Here is a 24,384-nt window from a genome sequence, read left to right as displayed (position 1 = left end):
GTTGTCCAGTAACACACCGAATTTAGGACTGTTAAAGAAAGACCCTATGGTGGATGGCAATGAAACCTTTAACATCGAGACGATGCTGAATGAAAATTGGGATAAGGTTGATGAGGCTGTGGGGCAGGTCCGGGAGGATCTCGGAAATATCGATGTGGATATTCCGGAAGCTTCGTTGACAGAGAAGGGTATTGTGCAGCTATCCAGTGCCACGAATGGTACGCGGGAGAATGTGGCGGCTACGGAGAAAGCGGTGAAGGCGGCTTATGATCGGGGAAGTGAAGGCATAACAGCAGCAGCTGCTGCTCAGACTAAAGCGAACGCGGCAGAAACTCCGGCAGGAGCGCAGTCGAAGGCTAACGCTGCGGAGACGAATGCGAAAACTTATGCAGAGAATTATACCAAGCAAAATTCGGCCTTAGCAGGGTGGTCGGCTGGATATCGATCTGCCAAACATATAGTCAGCGGCGACTTAAACCTAATCTACGACACGGGGTTCTATGATGGTTTCGGTCTTACCAATGCACCGACGAATGAGTGGTACTTCTACCAAGTGATGTCCCACAGTTCAGGACCCACAACGTGGAGGACGCAAATCGCATACAATTTCAACGACAATAATAAGACATACAGACGATCACAGATGAACGGCAATTGGACCCCATGGGTGAACATTGGGAAACTCCAGAACATAAGTGACGATCCTACTGAGATCAACTATCACGTACCGAGTGTCTATCCAACCATCCAATCGGCCATAAATGCCATGCCGAAGTTAAATGCCACCCGCCGTAAGATCATAGTGGCCGCCAACCATGTCGAGAATGGTAACATAGAGATCAGGGACTTCAAAGGTGGCGGTATCGAGATCTCAGGTAATACCAACGGCAAGATATCCGCACGAGGGAACATAAACATAGATGGTGAGACGAGCTGTCAGGTTAGCATCTCGCATCTCAGACTAGACAGTTCTGGTGGGGTTATCAACTGCCAGGCCCCATGTAACATCTACCTCTATGAAATACACAAGACAACCAGTAGTACTGTCGGCGCCGTATGGCTCGGGGGGGCATGTCGTGGGACAGTCAACTGGTGTACAATCTCCAATCAGGGCGAGGCTTTCTATGTATTTTCCTCCGCTGTGGTGCGGATAAGCTCCATAACTGGGTCGGGCAATGCAAGGGGCATTACGGCAAGTGCGGGTATCGCAATGGTATCCAGTATGAGTAACTTCTCCGCCACGACCAAATATGCTTCGGATAGTGGTGGGAGAATCTTCGAATAAGAGGGGGTAAGATGAATGGCTACAGCATACGTTATTAACAGAAAGTCCCAGGTCGTAGGTGTGATCCGGGACGTGGCGGAGATAGGGTCGGACAATGTGCATGGTAAGGACTCATCCGTCATGGGCATAGATATGAATGAGGCCAAGGTGATCGCGATCGATACCTTTCTGGATTTGAAGATAGGTGATACATTCCCAGATGAATATGAGGATATAAGTGAACAATTCAGGAAGTTAAGAAAGGATGACCAGATCGATGAAATGAACGCAACGATCGGAACACTCTTGTTAGAGAACGCTAGTGACAAGGCTATGATAACATCTCTGGAAGATACTATTGGAACACTACTATTTGAAATAACAGAGTTAAAAGGAGGAAGTATAAAAAATGTGGTATCCAACAATTAAACGGTATTATGATAACGGTCACCAGGCGTACACATACGAAAACCTGAAGACGTTTGTAGTGGCCAAGATGATCACGCCAGAAGAATATAAACAAATCACCGGAATCAAATATGTAGCCTAATGCGCCGCAAGGCGTTTTTTTTATGCCCCTCGGTGGTCCGGGGGCTCTTTTAATGCTCAGAGAGTCGGGGGAGAAGGGTGGAATGGGCAGTCCTGTAACAGCAGCTATAGCGGCACTCTGCTGGGTTGGCATGGGAAGACAAAATCATTCAAAGATGAGGTATCGAGAGAAGCTACAGCTGATGCATCATTACACACAGATGTATCTTACATCAAGCGCGGTATTGATGATATTAAAGTGGATGTTCATATTCAAGGAAAGCGAATGGACGGGTTGACAAAACGTTTGACTCGAGTCGAAGAATCCGCAAAACAAGCACACAAGTGCATAGATGAATTGAAAGAACAGGAGATTAATGAATATGGAACGCAATATGCTTTTTGAATTGATTGATCGGAGACTGATAGCGGTGGTTGCTGTATGCTGTTCGGTTAAAATCCTTATTAGAGGCGGTCAAGCAGGCAAGATATGATCTATTGTTAAGATCATACACAAAAAGCAACGCCTAGTAACCGTCGCCCTGGCTCGTAATGTCATCATCAACGATAACCATTCCCTATACGATACCCAAAATAACGGCCATTACTATAATTGAGATTACTAACCCCGTAAAGTTTTTAACATTTCTAATCAGACTCCCTATAACCAATAGTTAGTTCCGGATCTTAGTTTACGATATCGCGATCATGGCGGAATGCCAGCTATAGACCAAAGTCGCTTCAAGCCCAGTGTGGATTACAGACTCTCCGGGATGCCTCCGGCGCAATCCATATCAATCACCCTCGCATATGAGAACACGCTTCGATCTATGAGCTGCCCGATTCTGTTAGAAAGGGCATGGTTTGCCGAAGGAAATAAGAAGCACAAACGAGTACCGGAGAAACACAGATTTTGAAAGTTGACAGCGCTACAGAAGAAATAAGAATTTCCCCGAATGGACCCTAGGTCCCATTGTCCAGAGGCATGCCGGAAAGTCCAGTCCCTTTTCAATTTCCATAGATCAATTTGCTGGGAATTTCAATGGTGTACTGCAGCTCCCTCTGGGGCTGGATACTGATTCAGAAAAGCTCTCAAAAGAAATACTCTGCGAGGAGGAAGAATTATGTATGAGCACATCGGTCAGTTTTTTAAGATGCTGGTGGCGGGGACGGGGGCCGTGACAGGGTACGTCTGGGGCGGATGGTCGCTGCCGCTGCATCTGCTGTTGTGGTTCGTGGTGATCGATTGGTTGACCGGGTGGGGCGCGGCCTGGATGAACGGCGAGCTGCGCAGCCGTATGGGTTATACTGGAATTGCACGCAAAATGACCATTTTTCTCATCATCGCCCTGATGCATCTGGTGGACCGGGTGCTGGGAGAGATGAATTATTTTCAGAATACGGTAATCTTCTTCTATCTCGCGAATGAGCTGCTGTCTATTATTGAGAACGTGGGAAGAATGGGGGTACCGATCCCCCAGTCCCTGCGTAATGTGGTACAGGTATTCCAGATCAAATCCGAAGAAGGGGATAAGCCAACCGCACGAGAGGAGGAGAAAAAGGATGAAGCCCTCTGAATTTATAGCCAAGCTGGCACCCATAGCTGCTCAGGACATGCGTCAGTACGGGGTACCCGCTTCGCTTACGCTTGCCCAGGCAATCCTGGAATCCAACTGGGGAACGAGCGGCCTGACGCAAAAGGCGAACAATCTGTTCGGCATCAAAGGAACCGGCCCAGCGGGCAGCGTGACCATGCAGACAACGGAATATCGGGGACAGACGCCCTATACGACCCAAGCTTCATTTCGAAAATACAACCATTGGCATGAATCGGTTGCCGATCATACCCGGCTGATCCTGAACGGTACGCGTGACAAGCCGCAGCGCTACCATGGCGTGTTATGGGCGAATTATAAAACGGCGGCAACGGAGATTTGGAGAGGCGGCTATGCCACAGACCCCAATTATCCCAAAAAGCTCATTTCCATCATAGAGCAGCATTCGCTCCATCAATATGATGTGCCTAGTCCGGAGGAGGAGGAACGCATGAAAATCGAACAATTAACGGCAGAACTGCAAAAAACGCAGGACCAGGTTCGGCAGCTTAACGAGCAGTATGCTTCGGCACTGAAACTGCTAACCGAGCAGGAGAATGCCATCAAGCAGATGAATGGCAGGCTTAAGGCGGCGGAGACAGAGAAGCCTGCGAAGGTTCCGTCTTGGGCGGAACCGGCGGTACAAGCTGCAAAACAGGCAGGAGTACTTCATGACCCTGAGGGCAGCTTCGATTTTTACCGGATCATGACCGTGCTTTATCGTCTGGGGATTATCCATAAAGAGAGTAAGTGAAATCTGAGTTTTCTGTAAGAGACGATTCCATCTAATTAACATGGCAGGGGTTTATTCTTTTGAATGACTTTGGATACAGCTTCCCTTGAACTTGAAGTATATGGAAAAAAATAAGAAACCGCTTGGTCGCCAATAGGCGGCCTTTTTATTTGGCACGGGTTTTACAGGGAAAATCCCTGATCATATAAACCAGAAGGAGAACCATCATGATGGCAAAGTATCTGTTAACGCATGTAGAAGGGGAGAAGGCTTATCCGGGTGTGGAGGAATTCGATGGGGATATTCATGCTTACATGGAATCAAAGGCATTGTATATCCGTACCATTCCCTTGACTAGCGGTGTGAACGGAAATTATGTCTACGCCGACGGTCAGAAGGACCGCTTCGGTGATTCCGTCACGCTGGGACTGCTGACTTTTGTGCAGAATACGATCCCCGCCCGGCATATTCGCTGGATTATTGCCCCGTTGTAGAAGGAGCTGGCGCATTGGCGGTAGGCGCGATATAAATTACCGCTTATATGTAATATTTATCGGTCTATATGTTTAACCAAGCATGAATAGCCTGAAAAAAGAAAAGTCGCCTAGCGGCGACTAAAATAAAGCAGCGATGCAGCTTTCGATGATTTTTCTACTCCGGGTTGCCATAATGTAATATTTATCAGTCAATATGTTTAACCAACTGGGAAACCAACTAATTTCTCAACGTAAAAGGCAGATTAACGTGCCTCCCCATTACATTTTTCACGTATTATACCTTACGTCACTTCACCCTCACCGTCCCCACCGCATCTGCTTGATTCCCCGCATGATCCGTAACGGTATAGGTCACCGTGTAGATTCGGCTTTGACCGCGTGCCGATTTCTCCGCTCGCAGCCGGAAATGAGTGTCATGGGTACCGAATTCGGCATCCTGAACATCCGGTCCTTGATCACCTCCCTTGCCTTTGCTTTCGCTGTTACTCGCGTCCTTACCTTTCTCAATCGAAATCTCCTGGATATCTCCGTTCTGCCCCTTGCCGCCTGCACTCTCAATGGTGATGGAGGTTAGCACGATGGACGCAACGCCCGAGCCTTCATCGCTGAATTCGAGGCTAGCGCGAATATCGACCATTTTGCGATTCGGCGCCTTCAATACGGAAGGCGAGAGCTTAACCGTAAGCACCGGGGCGATTTTATCGATGTTCGACACGCTTGCCGTTAGGGTGCCTTCGTTGCCCTCCTCATCCGCATATTCGAAGGTAAACGAACCGTTCTCCGTAAACATGTAAGTTGGAGATCCGCCGTTATTCGTAACGGTAATCGGACTCTCCGACACCAAGGTTGCTACAACGTCCCCATTCGTTGGGGCCGTCGTGCTGTACTCCAGGCCCACGGTGAGATCGGTATACGTGACGTCAGGTGCCGCCGTGAAGTTCTCCCCGATATTGTCCAGCGTATTGCCGCTTAGCTTGATATTCTTGCCTGCCTGGAGCTGAATTCCGTTGCTGTTGCCGGTGATGACGTTGTCCAGAATCTGCACGTTCTCCGGGTCTCCGGCTCCGATGCCGCCCGCGTTGGTGTCCCCGTTGTCGTGCTCGAGCAGGATGCCCCAATAATGCTCGGCGGTGTTCTGACGGATCGTGTTGCCTTTGATGATCGTGCCCGGCCCGTTCAAAATATTGATGCCTGCCGCGTTAGGAATATCGACGGTATTCTCGATCCGGTTGTTCTCGATGATGGTATCCGGCGAGCCCATCGATACGACAATGCCTTCCCGGGCATTGCGGATCGTGTTGTCGTGGATATAGTTTTGCGGGCCGGATTTGCTGTGATTGGTCGGGGCGGTCCCCCCGGTATTCCCGATGCCGATGCCGCCGCCATACGGCATGTCGGTGATCAGGTTATCGTGGATCTCGTTAAAATACTCCAGCTCCCCGTGCAGATCAATCGCATCCAGCCGGACCTGTTGGAATTCGCTGTGCCGGATCACATTGTTATGGGCCACATATTGAATGAGTGCGCCGTGTCTCAGGTAAGGCCCCTCGAAGGAGGAATTCTCGACCAGATTCCACCTGGTATCGTTGGCAAACCCGTTGCGGTCGACCTTCGGCACGCCCTGAATGGATACGCCGTACCCGGCACCGCCCGGACCGAGGTCCGTGGCATTTCGGAACGTCGTGTTGCGGACGACGATGTCATGGCTGTTCTCGATGCGAACGCCCATGCGGCTGAATTTCTCGATCGTCACGCCGTCGATCGTGATGTTGTACGATGGCGCCTCGCCATAATTGGCGGCAATGATCATCATGTCGGGGCCTCCGGCATCCGGGTTGTTGATTCTGTGATCCGTCGTGTACTGGCCATCCCAGGCAGATGTCAGCGTCAGGTTGGAGATGGTCAGGTCATGCTGTTTGGCGGATCTCAGCATCGTGCTGTTGCGGACCTTGTTCAGCGAGGTCTTTAGAATCGCGCCGTTCTGGCTTTCCCCGCGAAAATTGACCTCGGATTTCAGCATCAGATTGGTCAGTCCATCGGGCGTGCTGTTTAAGTTGTAAACCCCATTCGGGAAAAACACCTCGTCGCCCGGGAGCGCTTCATCCATCGCTCGTTGGATCGCCGGTCGATCGTCCGTTGCATTGTCTGCAGGATCAGCCCCGTAATCGACCACGTTCAGCGTCCTTCCGGTAGCAGCAAAAGCCTGATGCACCGGATGGTCGCTGCCGTCCGCATTCTTCATGCCTGGGGCGGTAAAAGGAACGGTACCCTCCGGCGGCTGCGGCACAAAATCCGGAATGATCGCCACGGGCGTATCCCCGTTAGCGAAAGGCGGATAGATATGAACTTCCGTTAGGCTCGTATAGGCACTGCCGTCCGAATTTCCGCGCCCGGTCAGCCTCACGTAGCGGGCGTTCGTATCTGGAACGTCAAAAGCCTGCATTGCGGTGGTGGTTCCGCTGCTCGAACCGTTGAAGAGGGAAGACCAGGTCACGCCGTCATCGGAGGCTTCGATATCGATCTCCGTAGCGCGAGCGTCCCCTTTATAGAAGGCGATACCCAGATAACCGATGTCCCGGGCCTCGCCGAGATCGTACATGATCCACGGACCGTCGCCGGCGGCAGACCAGCGGGTGTGTAGATTCTGGTCCAGGGTATTATCCTCGATGTTGCCGTCGCTGCCGCTTGCCGTGACCGAGGCCACAGGCCAAGGGGCTAAGGTAGCGCTAAGCGTCGTAACCTGGAGCGTCAGCGGAACCGGACTGACGTTTCCGGCCGCATCCACGGCCTCGACCTTATAGCTGTACTCCGTGTGCGGTGATAGTCCCTCCGCTTCATGGCGGGTGATGTCGGAGCCCAGCTCCATGACTTTGACGCCGTTTTGATAAACGTTGTACTTCGCGACGATCTTGTTGTCTTCCGCCGTCGGCCATGACAAAAGCACATAATCTTCGCCAATGCTGCCGATGGACAGGCGGCTTCCGTCCGGCCAGGACGGCGGCGTCGTATCCTGACTGGAATCCACCCATTCGCTCACGACCATGGCAGGTCTCGGATTGCTGGAGCCGTTGGCTTCCTTGGTATAGATATTGACGCTGACACCGGTATGGGCCGCATCCGCCAGGAGAAACGATATGCTGCCATCTGTGAGGTGACTGCGGACATAGTCCGTCACATCGACGCTGTATACCTCCGGCCGGCCGCCATTCTCGGCCTGTACGGTAAACGATCCGATATAAGCATTTGGATCGAGAACGTTCACGGGTGCATTGTTCCAAGTCAGTTGGCTTTCGCTCCAGGCTGTATCCTCGATCCCGTAGAGGGAGAGCTCAAGATCCGTGTTGCTGGTGCCTTTTTTCGCGGCGACCTGGAATTCGTACCGGTAATCGGGATCGCTCAGGGTGGAAGCATCGAATTTGAAATAGACATACCTTTTGTTGGTTGTACCGGATGAAACGCTAAACAAACCGACGCTTGTGCCTGTAGCGGAATTGATATTGGCGTCCGGTTTGGAGCTGTCGATCAAGGCATCGTCCGAGGGCTCCAAACGGCCGATCTCAACGGGAATGCCCGGTGAAGGATCGGTTGGGTCGGTTGGATCGGTGGGATCGGTCGGATCCGTCGGATCCGTCGGATCAGGAGGCGTGTAGCCATCTTTGTAGAGAATCGGCGTCGTGACCTCCAGATTCTTTACGTGCTGCTCCATGAAGGCCCAAGCTTCCGCTTCCGCGGTTGTTTTGGCTTCTCCGGTAAAGCCGTGGCCTTGGCCGGGAACGATTTCGAAATCGACCACAGGAACACCGGCTGCCGTCAATTGATTGGCGAAGGTGACGCTGTCGGTATAAGGGATGGTGGCGTCCGCGTCTCCATGCCGAATCCAGAACGGCGGATCATCGGGAGTGGCGTACGTTCCGGGCATGGCAAGCCGTGCTTCAATCGGGACGGACAGGGCGTTATGCCCGCCGAGCAGCTTCGTGACCGAACTGTACCGGTCGGCAAAATCGGTCGTGAAATCGGCAGGTCCGTACCAGTCCACCACGGCCTGCACCTTGGTGGAGTATTCCGGCCAGCCGCCGGCGCCTTCGATATCGGGAAGATGCACCGAATCCCCGGTATCCAGCGTAACCGTATCCTCCAAGGTCAGGTCTCCCGTCGTTCCGAGCAGGGAAGCGAGATGCCCTCCCGCCGAAGTGCCCCAGACGCCGATTCGACTCGGATCGATGTGGTATTGCTCGGCGTGGGCCCGCAAATAACGGATGGCCAGCTTCACGTCTTGAATTTGGGCTGGGTAAGGCGCTTCGGGAGTTAGACGGTAGCTTAAGGAAACGCCGATATACCCGCGTTTAAGGACATAGTTGCAGATGCTGCCCAATGCGTTTTTGCGGTCGCCCTTGTTCCAGCCTCCGCCGTGAATGTAGATCATGACCGGCATGGGCTCGGCCGGGGGAGTGCTCGGAACGGCGATGGACGTATAGAGGTCCCGGTCGCCGGCTTTGCCGATCAAAACGTCCTCATAGAGGGTTACGCCTTCCGGAGCAGGGTATGGGCCGGTTTCGGCCGGCGGGGGTTCAGGCACGGGATCGATCGCAGGCGGAACGCCCGGGATGGCCTGACCGGACAGCGAGACGCTGTCGATATACATATTGGCGTTCATCGGATCACCTACCCGGAACTGGATTCGCACGTTCGGATTGCTGTTCGCTTCCGACGGCAGCGTCCAGGTTTTTAACGTGTTGGATTCGCTGCGCGGCGCTTCAGGAGTTCCCGGGGCCAGCTTGAAATCCTCCAGCAGGCTCCAGGTCGCGCCTTCGTCGCCGGACCACTCTGCCACGATGCTTCCGCTGACATAAGAAGAAGCTCTCGTATAATAACTCAGCTTGATGTTGCCGTAACCCGTCGTATTGACGGGCAGATAGACGGAATCGGTCACGTCGATTTTCATGAGGTTCGGCGTGGACGGCGCGCTGCCGGATACGGAGGTCTTGGCTTTGCTTCCGCCTTCCCCGGTTTGAACCCAGGGCAGGGGAACGACGACTCCTCCGGTGGTGCCATATCGCTCGGAATCGAAGTTATCGGAGAAGAATAGAACATCCGGACCTTCTGGCTCCGGTAGGGGATCGGAAGCTGAGGCAACAGATTCTGCCGCAAGATCGAATTCTGCAACAGATTGTGCAAATATAACAGGAAGCTGCCCTGGGGATGCCATGACGCTCATGGTTATGAGCAGGCAGAGGACTAGGCATGAGAACCGGTAAAGTTTCTTCTTCAACGTTTCATCCCTCGCTTTTCGATTGGTAGTTGAAGCGTGTTTAAGAACGCCCGGAAGCAGGCGCTGGACTGTCCCGGGCATCGGATGGACAAGTGGAAGCTACGGATGCATGTGCGTTAGTGAGAAGAAAGTGGCTTTGACATGGTCGGATTGATCGGAGGTGGTATCGGATTTGTTCTGGTTATAGACGCCTGTTTTGAAGTAAAGATATTTATCGTTGTAACCGCTTGGGAGGGTATGGTTCACGGTGGTGGCCGATCCGCCCTCCGGGATTACTTTTACCGTCATGAGCAGTCCGGTCACCTTGATTTCATAGCTCCATGTCTGGCTGAGGGCAATGCCGTTTACAGGGTTAAGCTGGTTCGGTCCGCCGAGAATGTTTACCCAGGTGTTGTTGTTGTCCAGATCATCGGTCCCAAAATAAACGGCACCCCTGCTGTCCGAAGGACGCTTGTGGTAATAAAGCCGTATCGGCTCGGTGCTGGGGCCATGGATTTGCCCGACCACGACGCGGCCGATTTTATCGGCTTCGTTACCGCTGACGGATACACGATCCACGCGTAAGGTAGCCTTCATCGTTCCATCCACGCCGCCGGCCTGCGACTTTATGGATGGGGAGGAGGTAGAGGTTACCCAATTATTGGCCCATGAGGAGGCGCTGTTCATCGACGGATTCAGCATTTCCCGAAGCTCGGAGCGGGTGTAGGTACTGTTCGTGGTGGTCTCGCCGATATTAGGGGATGTGAATACCATGCCGCCGGTGACGGGATCGGTATAGAACCAATCCGGATGCTCATAGCCGCCGGCGAGTGCGCTAGCTGGAATCTCGGACGCGTCGGGCAGGGTGATTTTCCACTTGGTTAGGTCAAAATTGCCCGAAGGGGGTTTAGCCGGGTCAAGGTTTCCGCTTCCTCCATCCGTAGTACCTCCCCAAATTTCGACCTCTGTGTAACTGTTCCAGTCATTTGAGGTGTTGCCGTAGCCCACAATGCGTACATACCGGGCTTCAGCGACGGGGATGGAGAAGGATTGCAGCTGGTTGTTATGTGCGCTAGTGACAGCGTTCCGTGCTTGAAGCCAGTTGGAGCCATCCGATGAGGTTTGAATATCGAAGGTGAATGTGCGCGTGTCTCCGTTGTAAAACGCGATCTTGACCAGTGAAACCGGTTGGGCGGACCCAAGATCCAGCCTCAGCCAAGTGCCGTCACCTTCGCCGGACCAGCGTGTGCTAAGACTGCCGTCCACCGCTTTCGATGCATCGCAAGCACAGCGGGTGTCGTAGCTGCTGGCCGATGCGGAAGCCGGGTACTTGCTCTCATTAGCTGCGACACTCTGTCCTTCAAATAGACCAGCAAGCAGCATGGCTGCACTGATCAGGCAGAAAGCCATTTTTTTGGATAAAGCAAACCTTCGTTTCACGGCGATCCCTCCCGTAGGTTGATGTAATCGTTAATGAATATCATTTCCCTCCTTTCTGCGGTGCGCTTCAGACTGTATGACAGCGCTTACCTAAAACGTAGCAAGAATGTGCGCACAGGTCTTGTGTTAATCCTATAAGTACTTGGTATTTTTGCATAATGGGAGGATTTATTGCGCCTTCTGCCCTCCCGCAGCTTTCCTGGACGGTGAAGCATTACGTATTTGGATTTCGTCATACCTGACTCAGACAGGAAAATATCTTGCTTGGCGATAACGGATATGATGAGCCGGGTATACAATGAGGGAACAGGCGGAAAGGGAATAACATTTTTCTTCGGATGCCGTATGGCATATAATCTAAAGAACGAACGATTCCGAATCGACCTTAAATAGATAAAAAAAACAGGAGTGGGACAAATGACACTGAAGGAGCTTAGAGAGCATCGCCAATATCCGGAGCAAACGAAGTCGGATGCTTCGCGCGCGGTATACGAGCGGGATTATTCGCGCCTGATCCATTCGCCGACGTTCCGCAGGCTGCAAGGAAAATCGCAGGTATTCGGCGCCGGCACCGGCGATTACTACCGGACGCGCTTAACGCATTCGCTTGAGGTGGCGCAGATTGCGAGAGAAGCGGCACGTAGCCTGACGCGTCTTTATCCCGAAGTGCTGCCGGAGCAGGCCGAGAACGCAGGGCTGATGATTGATCCCGAGGTGGTGGAATGCGCGGCGATCGCCCATGATTTCGGGCATCCTCCGTTCGGCCATAAGGGCGAAGAGGTGCTGCAGGGCATTCTGGAGAAACTCATTGACCGGAGGACCGAGAAGGAGCTGACGCGCCAGCCCGGTACGCCGACACCGGAGCAGGCGGCCGAGGTGCAGCAGGCCATGCGGCGCAAATATGAGCATTTTGAAGGGAACGCGCACAATTTCCGGCTGATCATGTTTTTGGAGAAAAGAGAGAACGTAAACGGCCTCAACCTGTCGGATGCGGTGCTGCTTGGCATCAACAAATATCCGTTCTCCGGCCTGGATAATCCCAAGGGGATGTACCGGCATGAATGGGAATACATCTCCCATATCCGGAATGAGTGGCAAATACCCGGAACGCACAGAACGCTGGAAGCGCAGCTTATGGATCTGTGCGATGACATCGCGTATTCCGCGCACGATCTGGAGGATGGCATCAAAGCCGGGAAGATTGAGGTGCACGAGCACTTTCTGCGGGACAGCCATCTCAACAAGTTGATCGTGCAGAAGATCATGACGCTGGAAGACGAGGTGTGGAAGGGATGGACCAAGGAGCAGATCCAGCCGAAGGTGGATTTGGTGCTGGACGAGTTTCTGAAAATATGGAACGAAAAAATGCCGACCTGCGAGAATGATTATTCACGCACCCGGCGCGAGGTCAAGGCCTACTGGGTCAGCCTGTTTGTGGGCAGCCTTGGCGTGATCGCGAACGGGGATTGGAAAAAGGTCACGTTTGTCAAAGACGGCGTGGAAGACGAGGATATGCTGCGTACCGTCAGCGTCCTGAAAAGTTTCGCCTGGGTGACCATGATTCGCGACCTGCGGGTTCAGCGCCTGCAGAAGCGCAGCGAATGGATCATCAAGCGCTTGTGGGATGCCTTTCTGGATCCTGTCGCTTCAACGGCGATCATTCCATCCGACTGGCTCCAGCGATACGAAGCGGACCAGAAGCGGGCGAATCCGATCTGGACGTGGGAGCATATGGTGATTGATTATATCGCAGGGATGACGGACGCTTTTGCCGAGAAAATCTATAACGAGTTGTACGGGCTCAAGGTAGGTTCGATCTATGATTTGGATTAGTAACGGCGATACAAGGGGGATTGCATGAATAGCCAATTGAAACTGAGCGTGCTTGATCTGGTTCCGCGATGGGGAGAGAGCTCGTTCGAAGAAGCCTTGCAGCAAGCGGTGATACTGGCGCAGTCTGCGGAACAATGGGGCTACGGGCGATACTGGGCAGCGGAGCATCATGATCTGGAGCACCTGTCCTGTGCGTCGCCCGAGATCCTGCTGTCCCATATCGGCGCCCGAACAACGCGCATCCGGCTTGGTTCCGGAGCCGTGCTGCTGCCCCATTACAGCCCGCTGAAGGTGGCGGAGAATTTCCGCATGCTGGCGGCGCTGTATCCCGGCCGCATCGATCTCGGGATCGGGCGGGCGCCGGGAGGTTCGGCCCATACGAGCATGGCGCTTAGCGGGAATTTCCTGGGGCATGTGGCGGATTTGCCGCAGCGGATTCGGGCTTTGACCGAACTGCTGGAGGACCGGTATCGCTACGACGATGTGCCGGTGGCAGCCAAACCGGTACCCGCAGCGCAGCCGATGATGTGGATGCTGGGCACGAATACGAAAGGTGCCGGGTATGCAGCCGAATTCGGGACGGGCTATGTATTCGGACAGTTTATGAGCGATACGGACGGGGCGGAGATTCTCCGTTCTTACAGGGAAGGCTTTCAGCCAAGCGCTGATCTGAGAGAACCGCGTGCGATGGTGGCGGTGAGCGTGATTTGCGCGGAGACGGAGGAGCAAGCAAGAAAGCTGGCCGCGTTAATTCCACGGCCTGGGGAGAGCGACCTTCCTTCGGAACCGACGGATTCCGATTCTTCCGGTCCATCCCGGAGGCTAATCATCGGCACGCCTGCAAGCGTGCGAGATAAGCTGCAGATGATGGCGGAAAAATACCGGTGCGACGAGTTCCTGGTCGTTACCCCCGTGAGCGATTACGATGCGCGGCTGGAATCGTATCGGCTGTTAATGGGGCAGTAGCGACTGCTGCACTTATATAATAGAAGAGAGACGAAATACATGATGAATACGAACGACTATGACATGACCTTCGGTCCGTCCTCCATGAGCGATATATCATCTTATCTGTATACGTATGCCTGTCATGAAACCGAGCGTGCGCTATGCTTGATGGAGCTGACGGAGCTGTTCGGTCAGGGGCCTGGCGGAGCGGACTGGCTGGAAAGCGAGCGGCGGGTCGATCCGGATCGCAGCCCGTTCCTATCGGCCTGCCTTGACGTCAAGATGACTGGAGAATCCATCGAAAGCATCGCCGAGCAAGCAGGCCGCATTCGACTTAACCAAACGACCTTCAAAGTCGTCTGCCTTAAGGCGGGCGATCGTTTCAGCTATGATCAATTGCGCGGTTTCGAACGGATGGTAGGTGGCCGAATCGAAGGAACGGCGCAGATGAAATCTCCGGATGTCACGCTCGGCCTGATATCCCTAAACGGAATCTGGCGATTGGGGGTATTGCACGAGCCTGAACGTGCCTGGCTGGAGCATAAGCGGAAGCCGCAAAATTATTCGACAGGGCTCAGCTCGAGGGTGGCCAGGGCGCTGGTCAATCTGGCCGTGCCTCGGATAAACGGTGCCACGCTCATGGATCCCTGCTGCGGAATGGGAAATGTATTGATCGAGGCATTCTCGATGGGAATCCCGGCCGAGGGCCGTGACATCAATCCGCTCGCGGTTCGGGGAGCGAGGGTGAATCTCCGGCACTACGGTTATGATGACAATAAAGTTGCCGTCCAGGACATGAACACGCTGCATGGACATTATGATGCCGCTGTACTGGATTTGCCGTATAATCTGTGCTCCGTCTTTCCAGAGGATGAGCAGTTGCGGATGCTGAAAAGCTTACGCCGCTTGTCAGATCGTGCTGTCATCGTAAGTACGGAGCCGCTAAGAGAGCAGCTGACGGACACGGGGTGGAAGGTGCTTTCTCATTGCACGACCCGCAAGGGGAGCTTTGTAAGGGAGATTTGGCTGTGCGAATAAACGGCTACCCGATTTATTCGGCAGGATCATATCGATACTTCTCCAAATCAATGATGCCTTTGTGATTGACGGCAACTCCTTCGTCCTGCAGATACAGCTCCTGCATGAGCCTGGACTCATCGTCTTGGATCGCGATTTCTCCTTTGGCGTTGATGACCCGATGCCACGGCAGCTTGTGAATATGACTGAGGGTGTGAAGTATTCTGACGACCTGCCGGGCGCCCCTGGGGCTGCCGGCCAGTCTGGCCACCTGTCCATAAGTCATCACGTATCCTTCCGGAATGCTCTGAATCACTTCAATGACGCGTTTTGTAAACGGCTGCATTTATGTGTGCTCACTCCATTTTCCATATAAATAAAAAGGGCGTCCCGGCAGGCAAGGTAAACCCCGGGACGTTCCTTTTTTTGACAAGCTCCTTAAACCAACGCGTGGATCTAGATACGAAACGGTGCTTCACGACTTGTTGCCTGGTCTTAGTACGACTTGCTGTAATCGATCACATTGCGGGATAACGGCTCTCCGTTTACGTAGTGCTTTAAATTCTCCAGGAAAATATCCACGGCACGCTCGCCGTATCGATCCGTATCGCCTGCCATGTGAGGCGTCATGATGACGTTGTCCAGGTTCCACAGCGGATGGTCCGCAGGAAGAGGCTCTTCCTCGAAGACATCCAGACCCGCGCCTGCCAGAGCTCCGGATTGCAGCGCTTGGACCATGTCGTCCGTGACCACGGTCTGGCCGCGGCCTACGTTCACGAAGAAGGCGGAGTCCTTCATCGCCGAGAATCTTGCCGTATTGAACAATCCGCGGGTTTCATCGGTCAGCGGCAGGATATTGACGATGTAATCGCCTTGCGCCAGTGCTTCATCGAGCTGATCGACCTTATACATCGATTCCACGTTAGGATCGGACTTGCCGGAGTTGCGGACCCCGACGGTCCGCATGCCGAACGCCTGGGCGACCCGTGCCGTATGGCTGCCGATTTGGCCGACGCCGACGATGACGATGGTTTTGCCGGCCAATTCCGTGAACGTGCCGGATGTATCCCACTTGTTGTTCGACTGCTGACGGATCGCGAGATGAAGGTTGCGGTTGAAGGCCAGGCTCATCGCAAAAATATGCTCCGTGATCGGAACGCTATGTACGCCGCTGGCGTTGGTCAACTGAATGCCTTTTTCCTCTAGTTCACGGAGCGGCATTTTATCCACCCCGGCCGACCAGGCTTGAATCCATTTGAGCTTACTGTCGGCGGACAATACCTCGTCCTGCATGGAGCGTGACCAGCCGATCATGATCTCGGCATTCCGAACGATGCTTCCTGTCAGCTCTTTCGCTTTTGTCACCAACAGGTCATAGTCGGGGGCAATCTCCTTGATTTTTTGCTGCTGCTCGGCGGTTAAGTCGTGTATGGCCACGATGTTCGGCATGGTACTACCTCCTAAGGAATATGATGTTCAACCAGAATCATAGCGAAAATCTCTTAGGGAACATATTATCAGAAATCATCGCTTTGCGCATGAACGAACGGACGCGATTGGTAAATTTGTACATGAATTATTGTCCGATTTATGGTAAATTGAAGCTTCATCATATTTTTAGGCGAATTTGATGTACCCCTCATACTATTTTCAGATGTTCTTGCTCAAACTATAAACGAACCAGGAAAACATGGTGGCAGTGCTTAGACTGCTAGCGATAAAAGATGATTGGAAGGAAGTGTCGTAGTTGAGCCATTCGGCTGAGGGAGCTATGGATCGTTTGTTTGTTGCCGTGCGTCTGCCTTCGGAGGTCTCCTCCCGGATACAGGATTGGACGGAAACATTGAGGAAGCAAGCCAATTTCAAAAAATGGGTTCATCCGCAGGATTACCACATTACCTTACAGTTTCTGGGCGATACGCCCTCTCATCGCATAGCGGAGCTCACCGAAGCGCTCCAGGAGGTAGCCAAGGAACGCAAGCCCTTCAAGCTCAGTCTTTATGATGCCGGCGTGTTCGGGGCAAGCGGCTCCCCAAGGATTCTATGGGCTGGGGTCGGCGGGGATCTGAATGCGCTCGCTGAGCTGCAGCAATCGGTCGTGTCGCGGATGGAATCTTTCGGATTCGTACCGGAGGAGCGTCCCTTTCGACCGCATATTACGGTTGGCCGGAAATTTCAAGGAAATCAAACATTTTCTTTGGATGTTATCGGAAAAGGACCCGAACCTATCCAGTGGGACGTGCTAGAAATGGTTCTTTTTCGAACAAATTTACAGGCGAGCCCGATGTACGAAACCGTAGGTGTGGCGCGGCTTTCGACCATTTTTTGAAATTGAAAATAGAATGTTCATAAAATTACCATGTTTTCAACGCCTAAAAATGTGGTTACATAGTGTAGAAATGTGCCGACATCATAGGAGGAAAAATATGGTTATGAAAGTGCTACGGCAAAATCGCTGGGTTGCGCTGCTCATCGGAGCGCTCTTTGTGAGTTTGTCTCTTATAAGTTTGCTTGGAATGCAATCGAAAACGACGGAAGGGAAAGAGCCAAAGCAGGACATGCCCAAATTTGTAACGGCTGCTCCGGTTCCGGAAGGCGACCCTGATCACTACGTTAAAGCTGAGAGTAGGCAGCAGGATAGGGAACCTGTCAACATTTTGTCTTCAATTGTTTTCCAAGAGTGGAATAAGCCGGGGAGCAAGGTTCATGCTTTTTCAAACGCAAAAGGCATTGGTTTAGCCTCCGGGAAGATCGACTCGAAAGCATCATTGAAGACTGCAGATGAGAAGAAGAAAGCAACCAAATCTCAGGCTGCGGACGGGAAACCGGCAAAACAAAAGGGGACTCATGTCGTCAAATCCAAGGCGGAAAGCCTATCACCCCCCACAACTTTATTCTTCACAAGAACAAATACGTTAACCCAGGACCAAAAAGACAAAGCGACCTGGACCTATGATTTGTCAGCTGAAGAACTGCTTCTGCTCCAGAAGATTGTCATGGCAGAGGCGGAAGGCGAACCGTACGAAGGCAAGGTGGCAGTTGCCAACGTTGTCTTAAACCGGCTGCGGTCAGCCAATTTTCCCGATACGATTACCGATGTCATCTATCAAAAGCATCAATTTAGTCCTGTAGCGAACGGGCGTCTTAAACGTGTCCAGCCGAACGAAGAGACGATTAAGTCCGTGAATGCGGCGCTTCATGGCCAAAAAGAGGTGAAGGACGATACGTACTTCTTCCTGTCTTTGAAGCTGGCTCAGGATCTCACGGTGCATCATTCCAGGACTTTTGTTAAAAAAATAGGAAATCACTCTTTTTACAAGTAGTGCCCATAAGGGTAAACTAGGATGTAGGAGGTGTGTTTAACCATGAATATTACGTATTATGGCCATTCCAGCATATTGGTGGAGGAAGGCGGCGTTCGTGTCATCATCGACCCTTTGCTGTCCGGTAATCCCGGTTCCGGCATCGAACCCAGTGACGTGAAAGTGGATGCAGTGGTTCTGACGCATGGGCACTCCGACCACTTTGGCGACTGCATCGAAATCGCGAAACAGAATGATTGTCCGATTATCGCCGTGTACGAACTCGCCGTGTATTGCGGCCAGCAGGGAGTCAAATCCCATGGAATGAATATCGGCGGAAGCGCGCAGTTCGACGGTTTTAAGGTGAAGTTTACCCCGGCCTTCCATTCTTCCTCCATCTCGGTGGGGGATACCTGGATCTATGCGGGGCAGCCTGGAGGCGTCATTCTGACCATGGGTGGAAAAACGTTCTATCATGCTGGCGACACAAGTTTGTTTGGCGATATGCGCCTGATCGGAGAGATGAACAACATCGATGCAGCCGCGCTGCCGATCGGGGATATGTTGACGATGGGCCCGCAGGACGCCCTGCTGGCCGCACAGTGGATTCGTGCGAAGCATGTCATCCCGGTGCACTATGACACGTTCCCGGGCATTAAACAGGATGCAAGGGCCTTCTGCGACGAACTGGCCCAAACGGGCATTCAGGGTCATCCGTTGAAAGCAGGAGAAACGCTGGAAATATAGATCGATTTATACTTAAAAAAGCTTCCCTGTCACATAGGACAGGGAAGCTTTTTGGTAGAGGATAAGTGCATAAGCGCGTTCTGGGAGCAGGATGCATATTAGGGCTGGTCCGCCAATATTTTGACGGCATCTTCGGGATAAACGGGTATGCGTCCTTCGGTCAGCAATCCCATCACCTGGCCGGCGCAGTGGTCGGGCTCCAGATGAGGCGTGCGCTGCCGGCCCGCTCCGTTACGCTTCTTCTCCACCTGGTCATAATGATCGGACAGCAGGTTCAACCACTTGTCGATCACGGCAGGGGAGTCGAGAATTTCCCCGTAGCCTTCGCTGACAAAGAAGTGGGAATTCACTTCTTCCTGTCCCGGGATAGGCTCATAGAACAGCATCGGAATTCCCTTGGCGGCTCCTTCCGTGCATGTCATCCCGCCGGGCTTCGTGATGAGAAGATCGGACACGTCCATCAGTTTATGTATATCGTCCCGATAACCGAGAACATGAATGTTGGGATGCTGGAAGATCGGATCTTCGCGCATGCTGGCAACCAGCTTATCGTTCTGTCCCATACAGAAGACCAGCTGGATATCATCGGCCCTGGCGGCCAGCTTGCTGAGCAGCTCCTTGTTGAATACGAGGCCCCATCCGCCCCCCATGATCAGCACGGTGGGCATGTTCTTTAATTCAAGCTCGGCCTGCAGCGCAACCCGGCTGCCTCTTTCCCAGAACTTCGGATGCACCGGAATGCCGGTCACATGGATGAATTCCGGCTCAATCTCCCGCAGCATGAGCATCTTTTTCACATGAGGCGTCGATACGAGATATTCATCAACCTCCGGATTGACCCAGGTGCCGTGCGCATCATAGTCGGTAATCAGCGTATAGAGCGGAACATCAAGCCCCTGGCGCTTCAGGCGGGAGACCACGGCGTTGGGAAACGGGTGGGTGCATATGATCAGATCCGGTTTCAGCTCCTCGATGACGCGCTGGGCCTGCGCATAGAAAATCCGATGCAGCGCGAGCCGCGTCAGACGGTTTAACGATTTCTTATATTGCGAACGGTACAGCATGCCGACAAGGCGCGGCCGGGTGCTGACGGTTTTTCGATAAGCGGACAAAATCAACGGCCCCACGGTGGGATTCAAAAAATTGCCAAGTTCAATGACGCGGCAGTGGATGCGGGGATTCATCCGCTGTATACCTTCAGCCAGCGCATACGCCGCTTGCGTATGTCCTGTGCCGAAACCCTCTGAGAAGAGGAGCACTCTTGTATATCGCATGGTTTCACCTACTTCTTTCTCCCTCTATCTTACAAAACAGGAATCATTTTTTGAAGAGCGGCGCGAAAAAAAAGAGTATGCATCCTAAGTATACGCGCAAAAGGGAAAAGCATTTCAATTTATTTTACCGGCGGACTTTTTCTTTCATTAGACGTTATGATAAGATTTGAACCCTGCATCCGCATTTTCAAAAAAATTTAACGAAAGATATTGCAACGCATCCGATAATCTGGTAAAGTGATTTTTGACCGAATGACCAGAATTGTATTTTGGTCAGTTTCGAAAGAAAAGGCCGATCAAAAGAAGATCGTAGAAGGAGGGGTAAGCATGCCAGCTGTGGACCGACGGAAGCAGGTGCTAGATGCTGCCTCCAAGTCGTTTGCTTTGTTCGGATACAAAGCGACGACGATGGAACAGGTGGCGAAGATTGCAAATGTTGGGAAAGGCACGATCTACACGTTTTTCACGAATAAGGATGAGCTGTTCGACGAGATCCTGCTATCGGCCATCATGGAGATGAAACGTCTGGCCGAACGGGAGATACGGAAGGACAGGGATTTCTTTGACAATCTCTACCGGGTGCTGGATGCGCTGCTTGAATTCCGAAGCGAGCATGAGCTGTTCATCAAGCTGTCGCAGGAAGTTCGGGACATCGGCACGCCTAAGGCGCATGAGGGATTGACGAAAGTGGAGAACGGAATCGTCGGGTATCTCAAGGGAATCGTGGAGAATGCCATTTCGATCGGTGAGATCAAGCCGCTGGATGCTCAGGTGGTATCCTTTGTGATGCTGAAGCTGTACGTTGCGCTCACGACCGACTTCAATCAGCTTCACAAGCCGCTCAGCAAGGAACAGATCAAGGAATATATGATGGTGTTCTTGGCTGACGGGCTCAAAGCCTCCTCGTAAGAGGAAGATGCAATCTCCTTCGTGATGAGGAAGGCGGACTCTCTTGGCTTGAGGGATCGCCTTCCTTGCCAGGGATCGTTTTTTTTGGTCTAAAATGACCGAATGAGCATATTGGTCATTGTGTACTGGAATGAAGATGTGATTTGCCGTAAGAGCAGATTCATGTCGGCTGGTAAACTGCTGTATCTATAGAAAAAAAAGGAGAGAGACTGGATGAAGTCATTATCTGTGTTTGCCAAAGATCTTGGTGCCGCCGTTCGGAATAAAAAAATATTGATTCCGATCATCGCGGTGCTGTTCATACCGGTCATGTACAGCGGTATGTTCCTCGGGGCCTTCTGGGACCCGTACGGAAAGATGGAGGATTTGCCCGTAGCGGTCGTCAATAACGACCAGGGCGCCGTTTTTGAAGGAAAGACGCTTCACGCCGGCGAGGATTTGGTGGCCGAGCTGAAGAAGGGAAAAGATTTTAATTGGCAGTTCGTTAACCGGAGCGAAGCTGAACAGGGCATGCAGGATAACAAATACTACATGACCATCAGCATTCCGGAAAATTTCTCGCAGCAGGCGACAACGTTAATGGATGAACATCCGCAGCCTGCGCAAATCGTCTTCGAGCCGAACGAAGGCTACAACTTTCTTGCGGCACAGATCGGCGGATCTGCCGTGAAGCAGATTCAGTCCAAGGTGTCGGCGAAAGTGACTGAAGCCTACACGGAAACCCTGTTCGACCAAGTGGCCAAAGTATCTGACGGCCTGAGCGAAGCGGGGGACGGCGCCACGAAGCTGTCCGAAGGTGCCGTGAAGCTGGACGACGGCGCAGTGAAGCTCAAAGAGAACTTGGCTAAACTCGTCAGCGGCACGCAGGAGCTGCAAGACGGCATCGCGCCATTGACGCAGGGCGTGCAGGAGCTGAATAACGGTGCCGGCAAGCTGAACACGGGAGCGGGCTCCCTCGCCTCCGGCCTGGATCAGCTTAAGGCTGCTCACAGCCAGCTGCAAGCAGGGGCAGAAGAGGCCGGCAAGGGCGGTGCCAAGCTGCAGGCGGGCATTGAATCGGCCGCAGCCGGCAGCACGGCCTTGAATGAAGGCCTGCAAGCCAACCAGGCAGGGGCAGCCCAGCTTGCCGCGGGAGCGAAGAGCGCTCATGATGGCAGCGGCAGCCTGAAGGCCGGCCTGAATCAATCGCTGGAAGCCACGGCTGCGCTGGAGCAAGGCGCAAAGGCTGTCGCGGACGGCCTGAAGCAGCTGGCCGAAGGCAATCCGGAGCTGGCGCAAAGTCCGGAGGTGCAGCAGCTGCTGGCCGCGAGCCAGTCCGTCGCCTCCGGCACGAGTGAGCTGAATGCCGGTCAGAAGCAGCTGGCGCAAGGCGCAGCGGAGCTGAACCAAGGCACGCAGCAGCTGCAGGAAGGCGCAGGCAAGCTGAGCGCCGGCGCGAACCAGCTCGCTGACGGCGGCAAACAGCTCGCCGCGGGCGGCCAAGAGCTGCTGGCCGGCGCCAAACAGCTGAACGCCGGCCAAAACCAATTGGCCGACGGCATGAAGCTGTTCGGCACGAAGCTGAGCGAAGCGGCAGCCGGCGGCAAGGAGCTTGCCAGCGGCGCGGCCGCCCTGTCGCAAGGCACGCAGCAGCTGGCAGGCGGAGCCGGCAAGCTGGGAAGCGGCGTAACGACCCTCGCCGACGGCTCGAAACAGCTGGATTCCGGGGCTGGCGAGCTGGTCAACGGAATGAACGAATTGAAGGAAGGCAGCGGGGAGCTTGCAGGCAAGCTGAACGAGGCTGCCGACAAGACTGGCGGTATCCAAACCACCGACGAAACGGTCACGATGTTTGCCGGACCGGTTCAGGTAGATGAGCATAAAGTGAACGAAGTACCGAACTACGGTACCGGATTCGCGCCATACTTCCTGTCGCTCGGCTTGTTTGTCGGAGCCCTGCTCTGCACGATTATTCTGCCGATCCGCGAGGCATCGGTACCGAACGCATCGGGCTGGAACCGGTTTGTCAGCCGTACGCTGTCCTTTGCCGGCATGGGATTGATTCAAGCGCTGCTGGCTTCGGTTGTCATGCTGTACGGATTGAAGCTAGAGGTTCAGAGCGTTCCGCTCTTCTATCTCTTCTCCATCATTACCAGCTTGTCGTTCATGTTCCTGGTGCAAATGTTCGTCACATGGCTGGATCAGCCTGGACGCTTCGTCGTCATCGTAATCCTGATCCTTCAATTGACAACGAGCGCGGGCACGTTCCCGGTAGAGCTGATTCCGAACTGGATGAAGGCTTTGAATCCGCTGCTGCCGATGACCTACAGCGTAAAAGGCTACAAAGACGTCATTTCCACGGGAAGCTTCGACGGCATGTGGGCCAACGTGGGCGTACTGGCCGGATTCGGTCTGGTGTTCCTAGTGTTGACCGCGGTGTACTTCCTGGCAATCCGAAACAACAAGCAAGCAGCAGACGCCGATACAGCGGTGACTGCGTAAGAAGAACTTCTATATAATATGTAAGGAAAAGGACTTCCCCGGGGGATCGAACAGATCCAGGGGAGGTCCTTTTTTTGATGAGCCGATATAACGTGTCGATCATCGACGCGATACCGGATATGGTTGCGTCAAGGTTCATCGGCCCCCCTCAACCTGCTGCTGAAATACTCCCGAGAACCGATCATGAAGGAGCTTCATTTTATATAGGATGGATGGTCAGGATGATCACGGCTTCACTGCCGGAGAGAGGAGTGAGCGGCCAAAGCGGAGCGATATGATAACGAATTACGAAAAAAGTGATGAAAACCGCTTGTTCGGAATGTTCTATTTGCATGTTTTTTTGCACTATTCTACATAATATTTAACTAACTTTTGTGATTACTCTCACAAAAACAATTCTTATCAAATTCATAAAAACTTTGAATTGCCTGCATTGTATGACGGTGATAAAATATATAGAACTAATTAATCTTACGTGTTAGGTAAATGTTAACCCTTGTCGCTTTTGCACAATACTGCATCGCCTCAAGACAGTGTGTCCACTGCAGGAGAGGATTGATGTCCAACC

General features: G+C 53.0%; 20 protein-coding genes. 15 read left to right on the top strand and 5 right to left on the bottom strand.

Going from position 1 to position 24,384, the window contains the following annotated elements; genetic code table 11:
• Nucleotide 1 precedes the first annotated feature (1 nt).
• The 6 genes from RB297_RS27855 (at nt 2) to RB297_RS27830 (ending at nt 4,614) form a co-directional block, all read left to right on the top strand.
• Entirely contained in the window at nt 2–1,285 is a 1,284-nt protein-coding gene (locus tag RB297_RS27855; RefSeq protein WP_375121922.1) for a tail fiber protein, read from the top strand.
• A 15-nt stretch (nt 1,286–1,300) separates the two neighbouring features.
• On the top strand, nt 1,301–1,693 hold the full coding sequence (locus RB297_RS27850; RefSeq protein ID WP_375121921.1) for a hypothetical protein: 393 nt from the start codon (nt 1,301–1,303) through the stop codon (nt 1,691–1,693).
• Nucleotides 1,674–1,814: an XkdX family protein gene (locus RB297_RS27845; protein ID WP_375121920.1), complete on the top strand. Its 141-nt coding sequence runs from the start codon at nt 1,674–1,676 to the stop codon at nt 1,812–1,814. Before RB297_RS27850 ends, RB297_RS27845 begins: the two co-directional genes overlap by 20 nt.
• 1,102 nt (nt 1,815–2,916) lie before the next feature.
• Nucleotides 2,917–3,369: a phage holin family protein gene (locus tag RB297_RS27840; RefSeq protein WP_375121919.1), complete on the top strand. Its 453-nt coding sequence runs from the start codon at nt 2,917–2,919 to the stop codon at nt 3,367–3,369.
• Nucleotides 3,356–4,141 carry a glycoside hydrolase family 73 protein gene (locus RB297_RS27835; protein ID WP_375121918.1) on the top strand — a complete coding sequence of 262 codons (786 nt, stop codon included), beginning with the start codon at nt 3,356–3,358 and terminating at the stop codon, nt 4,139–4,141. The genes RB297_RS27840 and RB297_RS27835 overlap by 14 nt, the downstream gene beginning before the upstream one ends.
• 206 nt (nt 4,142–4,347) lie before the next feature.
• A complete protein-coding gene (locus RB297_RS27830) occupies nt 4,348–4,614 on the top strand; it encodes a hypothetical protein (RefSeq protein WP_015737345.1) in 267 nt (88 codons plus the stop codon).
• Nucleotides 4,615–4,903: 289 nt separating this feature from the next.
• Here RB297_RS27830 and RB297_RS27825 read toward each other — a convergent pair whose 3' ends face one another.
• Nucleotides 4,904–9,886, bottom strand: coding sequence for a CBM96 family carbohydrate-binding protein (locus RB297_RS27825; RefSeq protein WP_375121917.1), 4,983 nt, complete (start codon nt 9,884–9,886; stop codon nt 4,904–4,906).
• Between the two features lie 99 nt (nt 9,887–9,985).
• Entirely contained in the window at nt 9,986–11,305 is a 1,320-nt protein-coding gene (locus RB297_RS27820) for a polysaccharide lyase family 7 protein (protein WP_375121916.1), read from the bottom strand.
• A 417-nt stretch (nt 11,306–11,722) separates the two neighbouring features.
• Between RB297_RS27820 and RB297_RS27815 the strand changes: the two genes are divergently transcribed.
• The 3 genes from RB297_RS27815 to RB297_RS27805 are packed head-to-tail and all read left to right on the top strand — an operon-like array spanning nt 11,723 to nt 15,124.
• A complete protein-coding gene (locus RB297_RS27815; protein ID WP_096776573.1) occupies nt 11,723–13,138 on the top strand; it encodes a deoxyguanosinetriphosphate triphosphohydrolase family protein in 1,416 nt (471 codons plus the stop codon).
• 24 nt (nt 13,139–13,162) lie between these two features.
• Nucleotides 13,163–14,104: an LLM class flavin-dependent oxidoreductase gene (locus RB297_RS27810; protein ID WP_375121915.1), complete on the top strand. Its 942-nt coding sequence runs from the start codon at nt 13,163–13,165 to the stop codon at nt 14,102–14,104.
• 39 nt (nt 14,105–14,143) lie between these two features.
• A complete protein-coding gene (locus RB297_RS27805) occupies nt 14,144–15,124 on the top strand; it encodes a TRM11 family SAM-dependent methyltransferase (protein ID WP_375121914.1) in 981 nt (326 codons plus the stop codon).
• Nucleotides 15,125–15,137: 13 nt separating this feature from the next.
• Here RB297_RS27805 and RB297_RS27800 read toward each other — a convergent pair whose 3' ends face one another.
• The gene (locus RB297_RS27800) at nt 15,138–15,449 is read right to left on the bottom strand and encodes an MGMT family protein (protein ID WP_015737339.1); all 312 of its coding nucleotides are present in this window, start codon (nt 15,447–15,449) and stop codon (nt 15,138–15,140) included.
• A gap of 149 nt (nt 15,450–15,598) precedes the next feature.
• Nucleotides 15,599–16,552, bottom strand: coding sequence for a D-2-hydroxyacid dehydrogenase (locus tag RB297_RS27795; RefSeq protein ID WP_375121913.1), 954 nt, complete (start codon nt 16,550–16,552; stop codon nt 15,599–15,601).
• A 298-nt stretch (nt 16,553–16,850) separates the two neighbouring features.
• Between RB297_RS27795 and thpR the strand changes: the two genes are divergently transcribed.
• From thpR to RB297_RS27780, 3 genes are all read left to right on the top strand, one after another.
• On the top strand, nt 16,851–17,432 hold the full coding sequence (thpR, locus tag RB297_RS27790; RefSeq protein ID WP_192570645.1) for an RNA 2',3'-cyclic phosphodiesterase: 582 nt from the start codon (nt 16,851–16,853) through the stop codon (nt 17,430–17,432).
• A 97-nt stretch (nt 17,433–17,529) separates the two neighbouring features.
• Nucleotides 17,530–18,426: a cell wall hydrolase gene (locus RB297_RS27785; protein WP_009590448.1), complete on the top strand. Its 897-nt coding sequence runs from the start codon at nt 17,530–17,532 to the stop codon at nt 18,424–18,426.
• Nucleotides 18,427–18,468: 42 nt separating this feature from the next.
• Nucleotides 18,469–19,152 carry a metal-dependent hydrolase gene (locus RB297_RS27780; protein WP_375121912.1) on the top strand — a complete coding sequence of 228 codons (684 nt, stop codon included), beginning with the start codon at nt 18,469–18,471 and terminating at the stop codon, nt 19,150–19,152.
• A gap of 98 nt (nt 19,153–19,250) precedes the next feature.
• On the opposite strand, the gene RB297_RS27775 is transcribed toward RB297_RS27780, so the two are convergent.
• Complete coding sequence (locus RB297_RS27775; protein ID WP_096776568.1) at nt 19,251–20,426, bottom strand: MGDG synthase family glycosyltransferase; 1,176 nt, start codon at nt 20,424–20,426, stop codon at nt 19,251–19,253.
• A 327-nt stretch (nt 20,427–20,753) separates the two neighbouring features.
• Here RB297_RS27775 and RB297_RS27770 point away from each other — a divergent pair, with 327 nt between their 5' ends.
• From RB297_RS27770 to RB297_RS27760, 3 genes are all read left to right on the top strand, one after another.
• Nucleotides 20,754–21,335 carry a TetR/AcrR family transcriptional regulator gene (locus RB297_RS27770; RefSeq protein ID WP_015737333.1) on the top strand — a complete coding sequence of 194 codons (582 nt, stop codon included), beginning with the start codon at nt 20,754–20,756 and terminating at the stop codon, nt 21,333–21,335.
• A 213-nt stretch (nt 21,336–21,548) separates the two neighbouring features.
• Nucleotides 21,549–23,816 carry a YhgE/Pip family protein gene (locus tag RB297_RS27765; RefSeq protein ID WP_375121911.1) on the top strand — a complete coding sequence of 756 codons (2,268 nt, stop codon included), beginning with the start codon at nt 21,549–21,551 and terminating at the stop codon, nt 23,814–23,816.
• A 77-nt stretch (nt 23,817–23,893) separates the two neighbouring features.
• A complete protein-coding gene (locus RB297_RS27760) occupies nt 23,894–24,094 on the top strand; it encodes a hypothetical protein (protein WP_375121910.1) in 201 nt (66 codons plus the stop codon).
• Nucleotides 24,095–24,384: the final 290 nt, after the last annotated feature.

This window comes from Paenibacillus sp. CR_12, from assembly GCF_041953985.1.
Lineage (GTDB): Bacteria > Bacillota > Bacilli > Paenibacillales > Paenibacillaceae > Paenibacillus_AQ > Paenibacillus_AQ lautus_A.
The sequence above is the reverse complement of the archived record's forward strand: the minus strand, read 5'-3'. Positions and strand labels throughout refer to the sequence as shown.

Coding starts and splice junctions, on each gene's coding strand:
- RB297_RS27810 (WP_375121915.1), top strand. CDS start 13,163: ATGAATAGCCAATTGAAACTGAGCGTGCTTGATCTGGTTCCGCGATGG.
- RB297_RS27795 (WP_375121913.1), bottom strand. CDS start 16,552: ATGCCGAACATCGTGGCCATACACGACTTAACCGCCGAGCAGCAGCAA.
- RB297_RS27830 (WP_015737345.1), top strand. CDS start 4,348: ATGATGGCAAAGTATCTGTTAACGCATGTAGAAGGGGAGAAGGCTTAT.
- RB297_RS27835 (WP_375121918.1), top strand. CDS start 3,356: ATGAAGCCCTCTGAATTTATAGCCAAGCTGGCACCCATAGCTGCTCAG.
- RB297_RS27805 (WP_375121914.1), top strand. CDS start 14,144: ATGATGAATACGAACGACTATGACATGACCTTCGGTCCGTCCTCCATG.
- RB297_RS27800 (WP_015737339.1), bottom strand. CDS start 15,449: ATGCAGCCGTTTACAAAACGCGTCATTGAAGTGATTCAGAGCATTCCG.
- RB297_RS27780 (WP_375121912.1), top strand. CDS start 18,469: ATGAATATTACGTATTATGGCCATTCCAGCATATTGGTGGAGGAAGGC.
- RB297_RS27850 (WP_375121921.1), top strand. CDS start 1,301: ATGGCTACAGCATACGTTATTAACAGAAAGTCCCAGGTCGTAGGTGTG.
- RB297_RS27840 (WP_375121919.1), top strand. CDS start 2,917: ATGTATGAGCACATCGGTCAGTTTTTTAAGATGCTGGTGGCGGGGACG.
- RB297_RS27845 (WP_375121920.1), top strand. CDS start 1,674: ATGTGGTATCCAACAATTAAACGGTATTATGATAACGGTCACCAGGCG.
- RB297_RS27770 (WP_015737333.1), top strand. CDS start 20,754: ATGCCAGCTGTGGACCGACGGAAGCAGGTGCTAGATGCTGCCTCCAAG.
- RB297_RS27765 (WP_375121911.1), top strand. CDS start 21,549: ATGAAGTCATTATCTGTGTTTGCCAAAGATCTTGGTGCCGCCGTTCGG.
- RB297_RS27775 (WP_096776568.1), bottom strand. CDS start 20,426: ATGCGATATACAAGAGTGCTCCTCTTCTCAGAGGGTTTCGGCACAGGA.
- RB297_RS27785 (WP_009590448.1), top strand. CDS start 17,530: ATGGTTATGAAAGTGCTACGGCAAAATCGCTGGGTTGCGCTGCTCATC.
- RB297_RS27815 (WP_096776573.1), top strand. CDS start 11,723: ATGACACTGAAGGAGCTTAGAGAGCATCGCCAATATCCGGAGCAAACG.
- RB297_RS27760 (WP_375121910.1), top strand. CDS start 23,894: ATGAGCCGATATAACGTGTCGATCATCGACGCGATACCGGATATGGTT.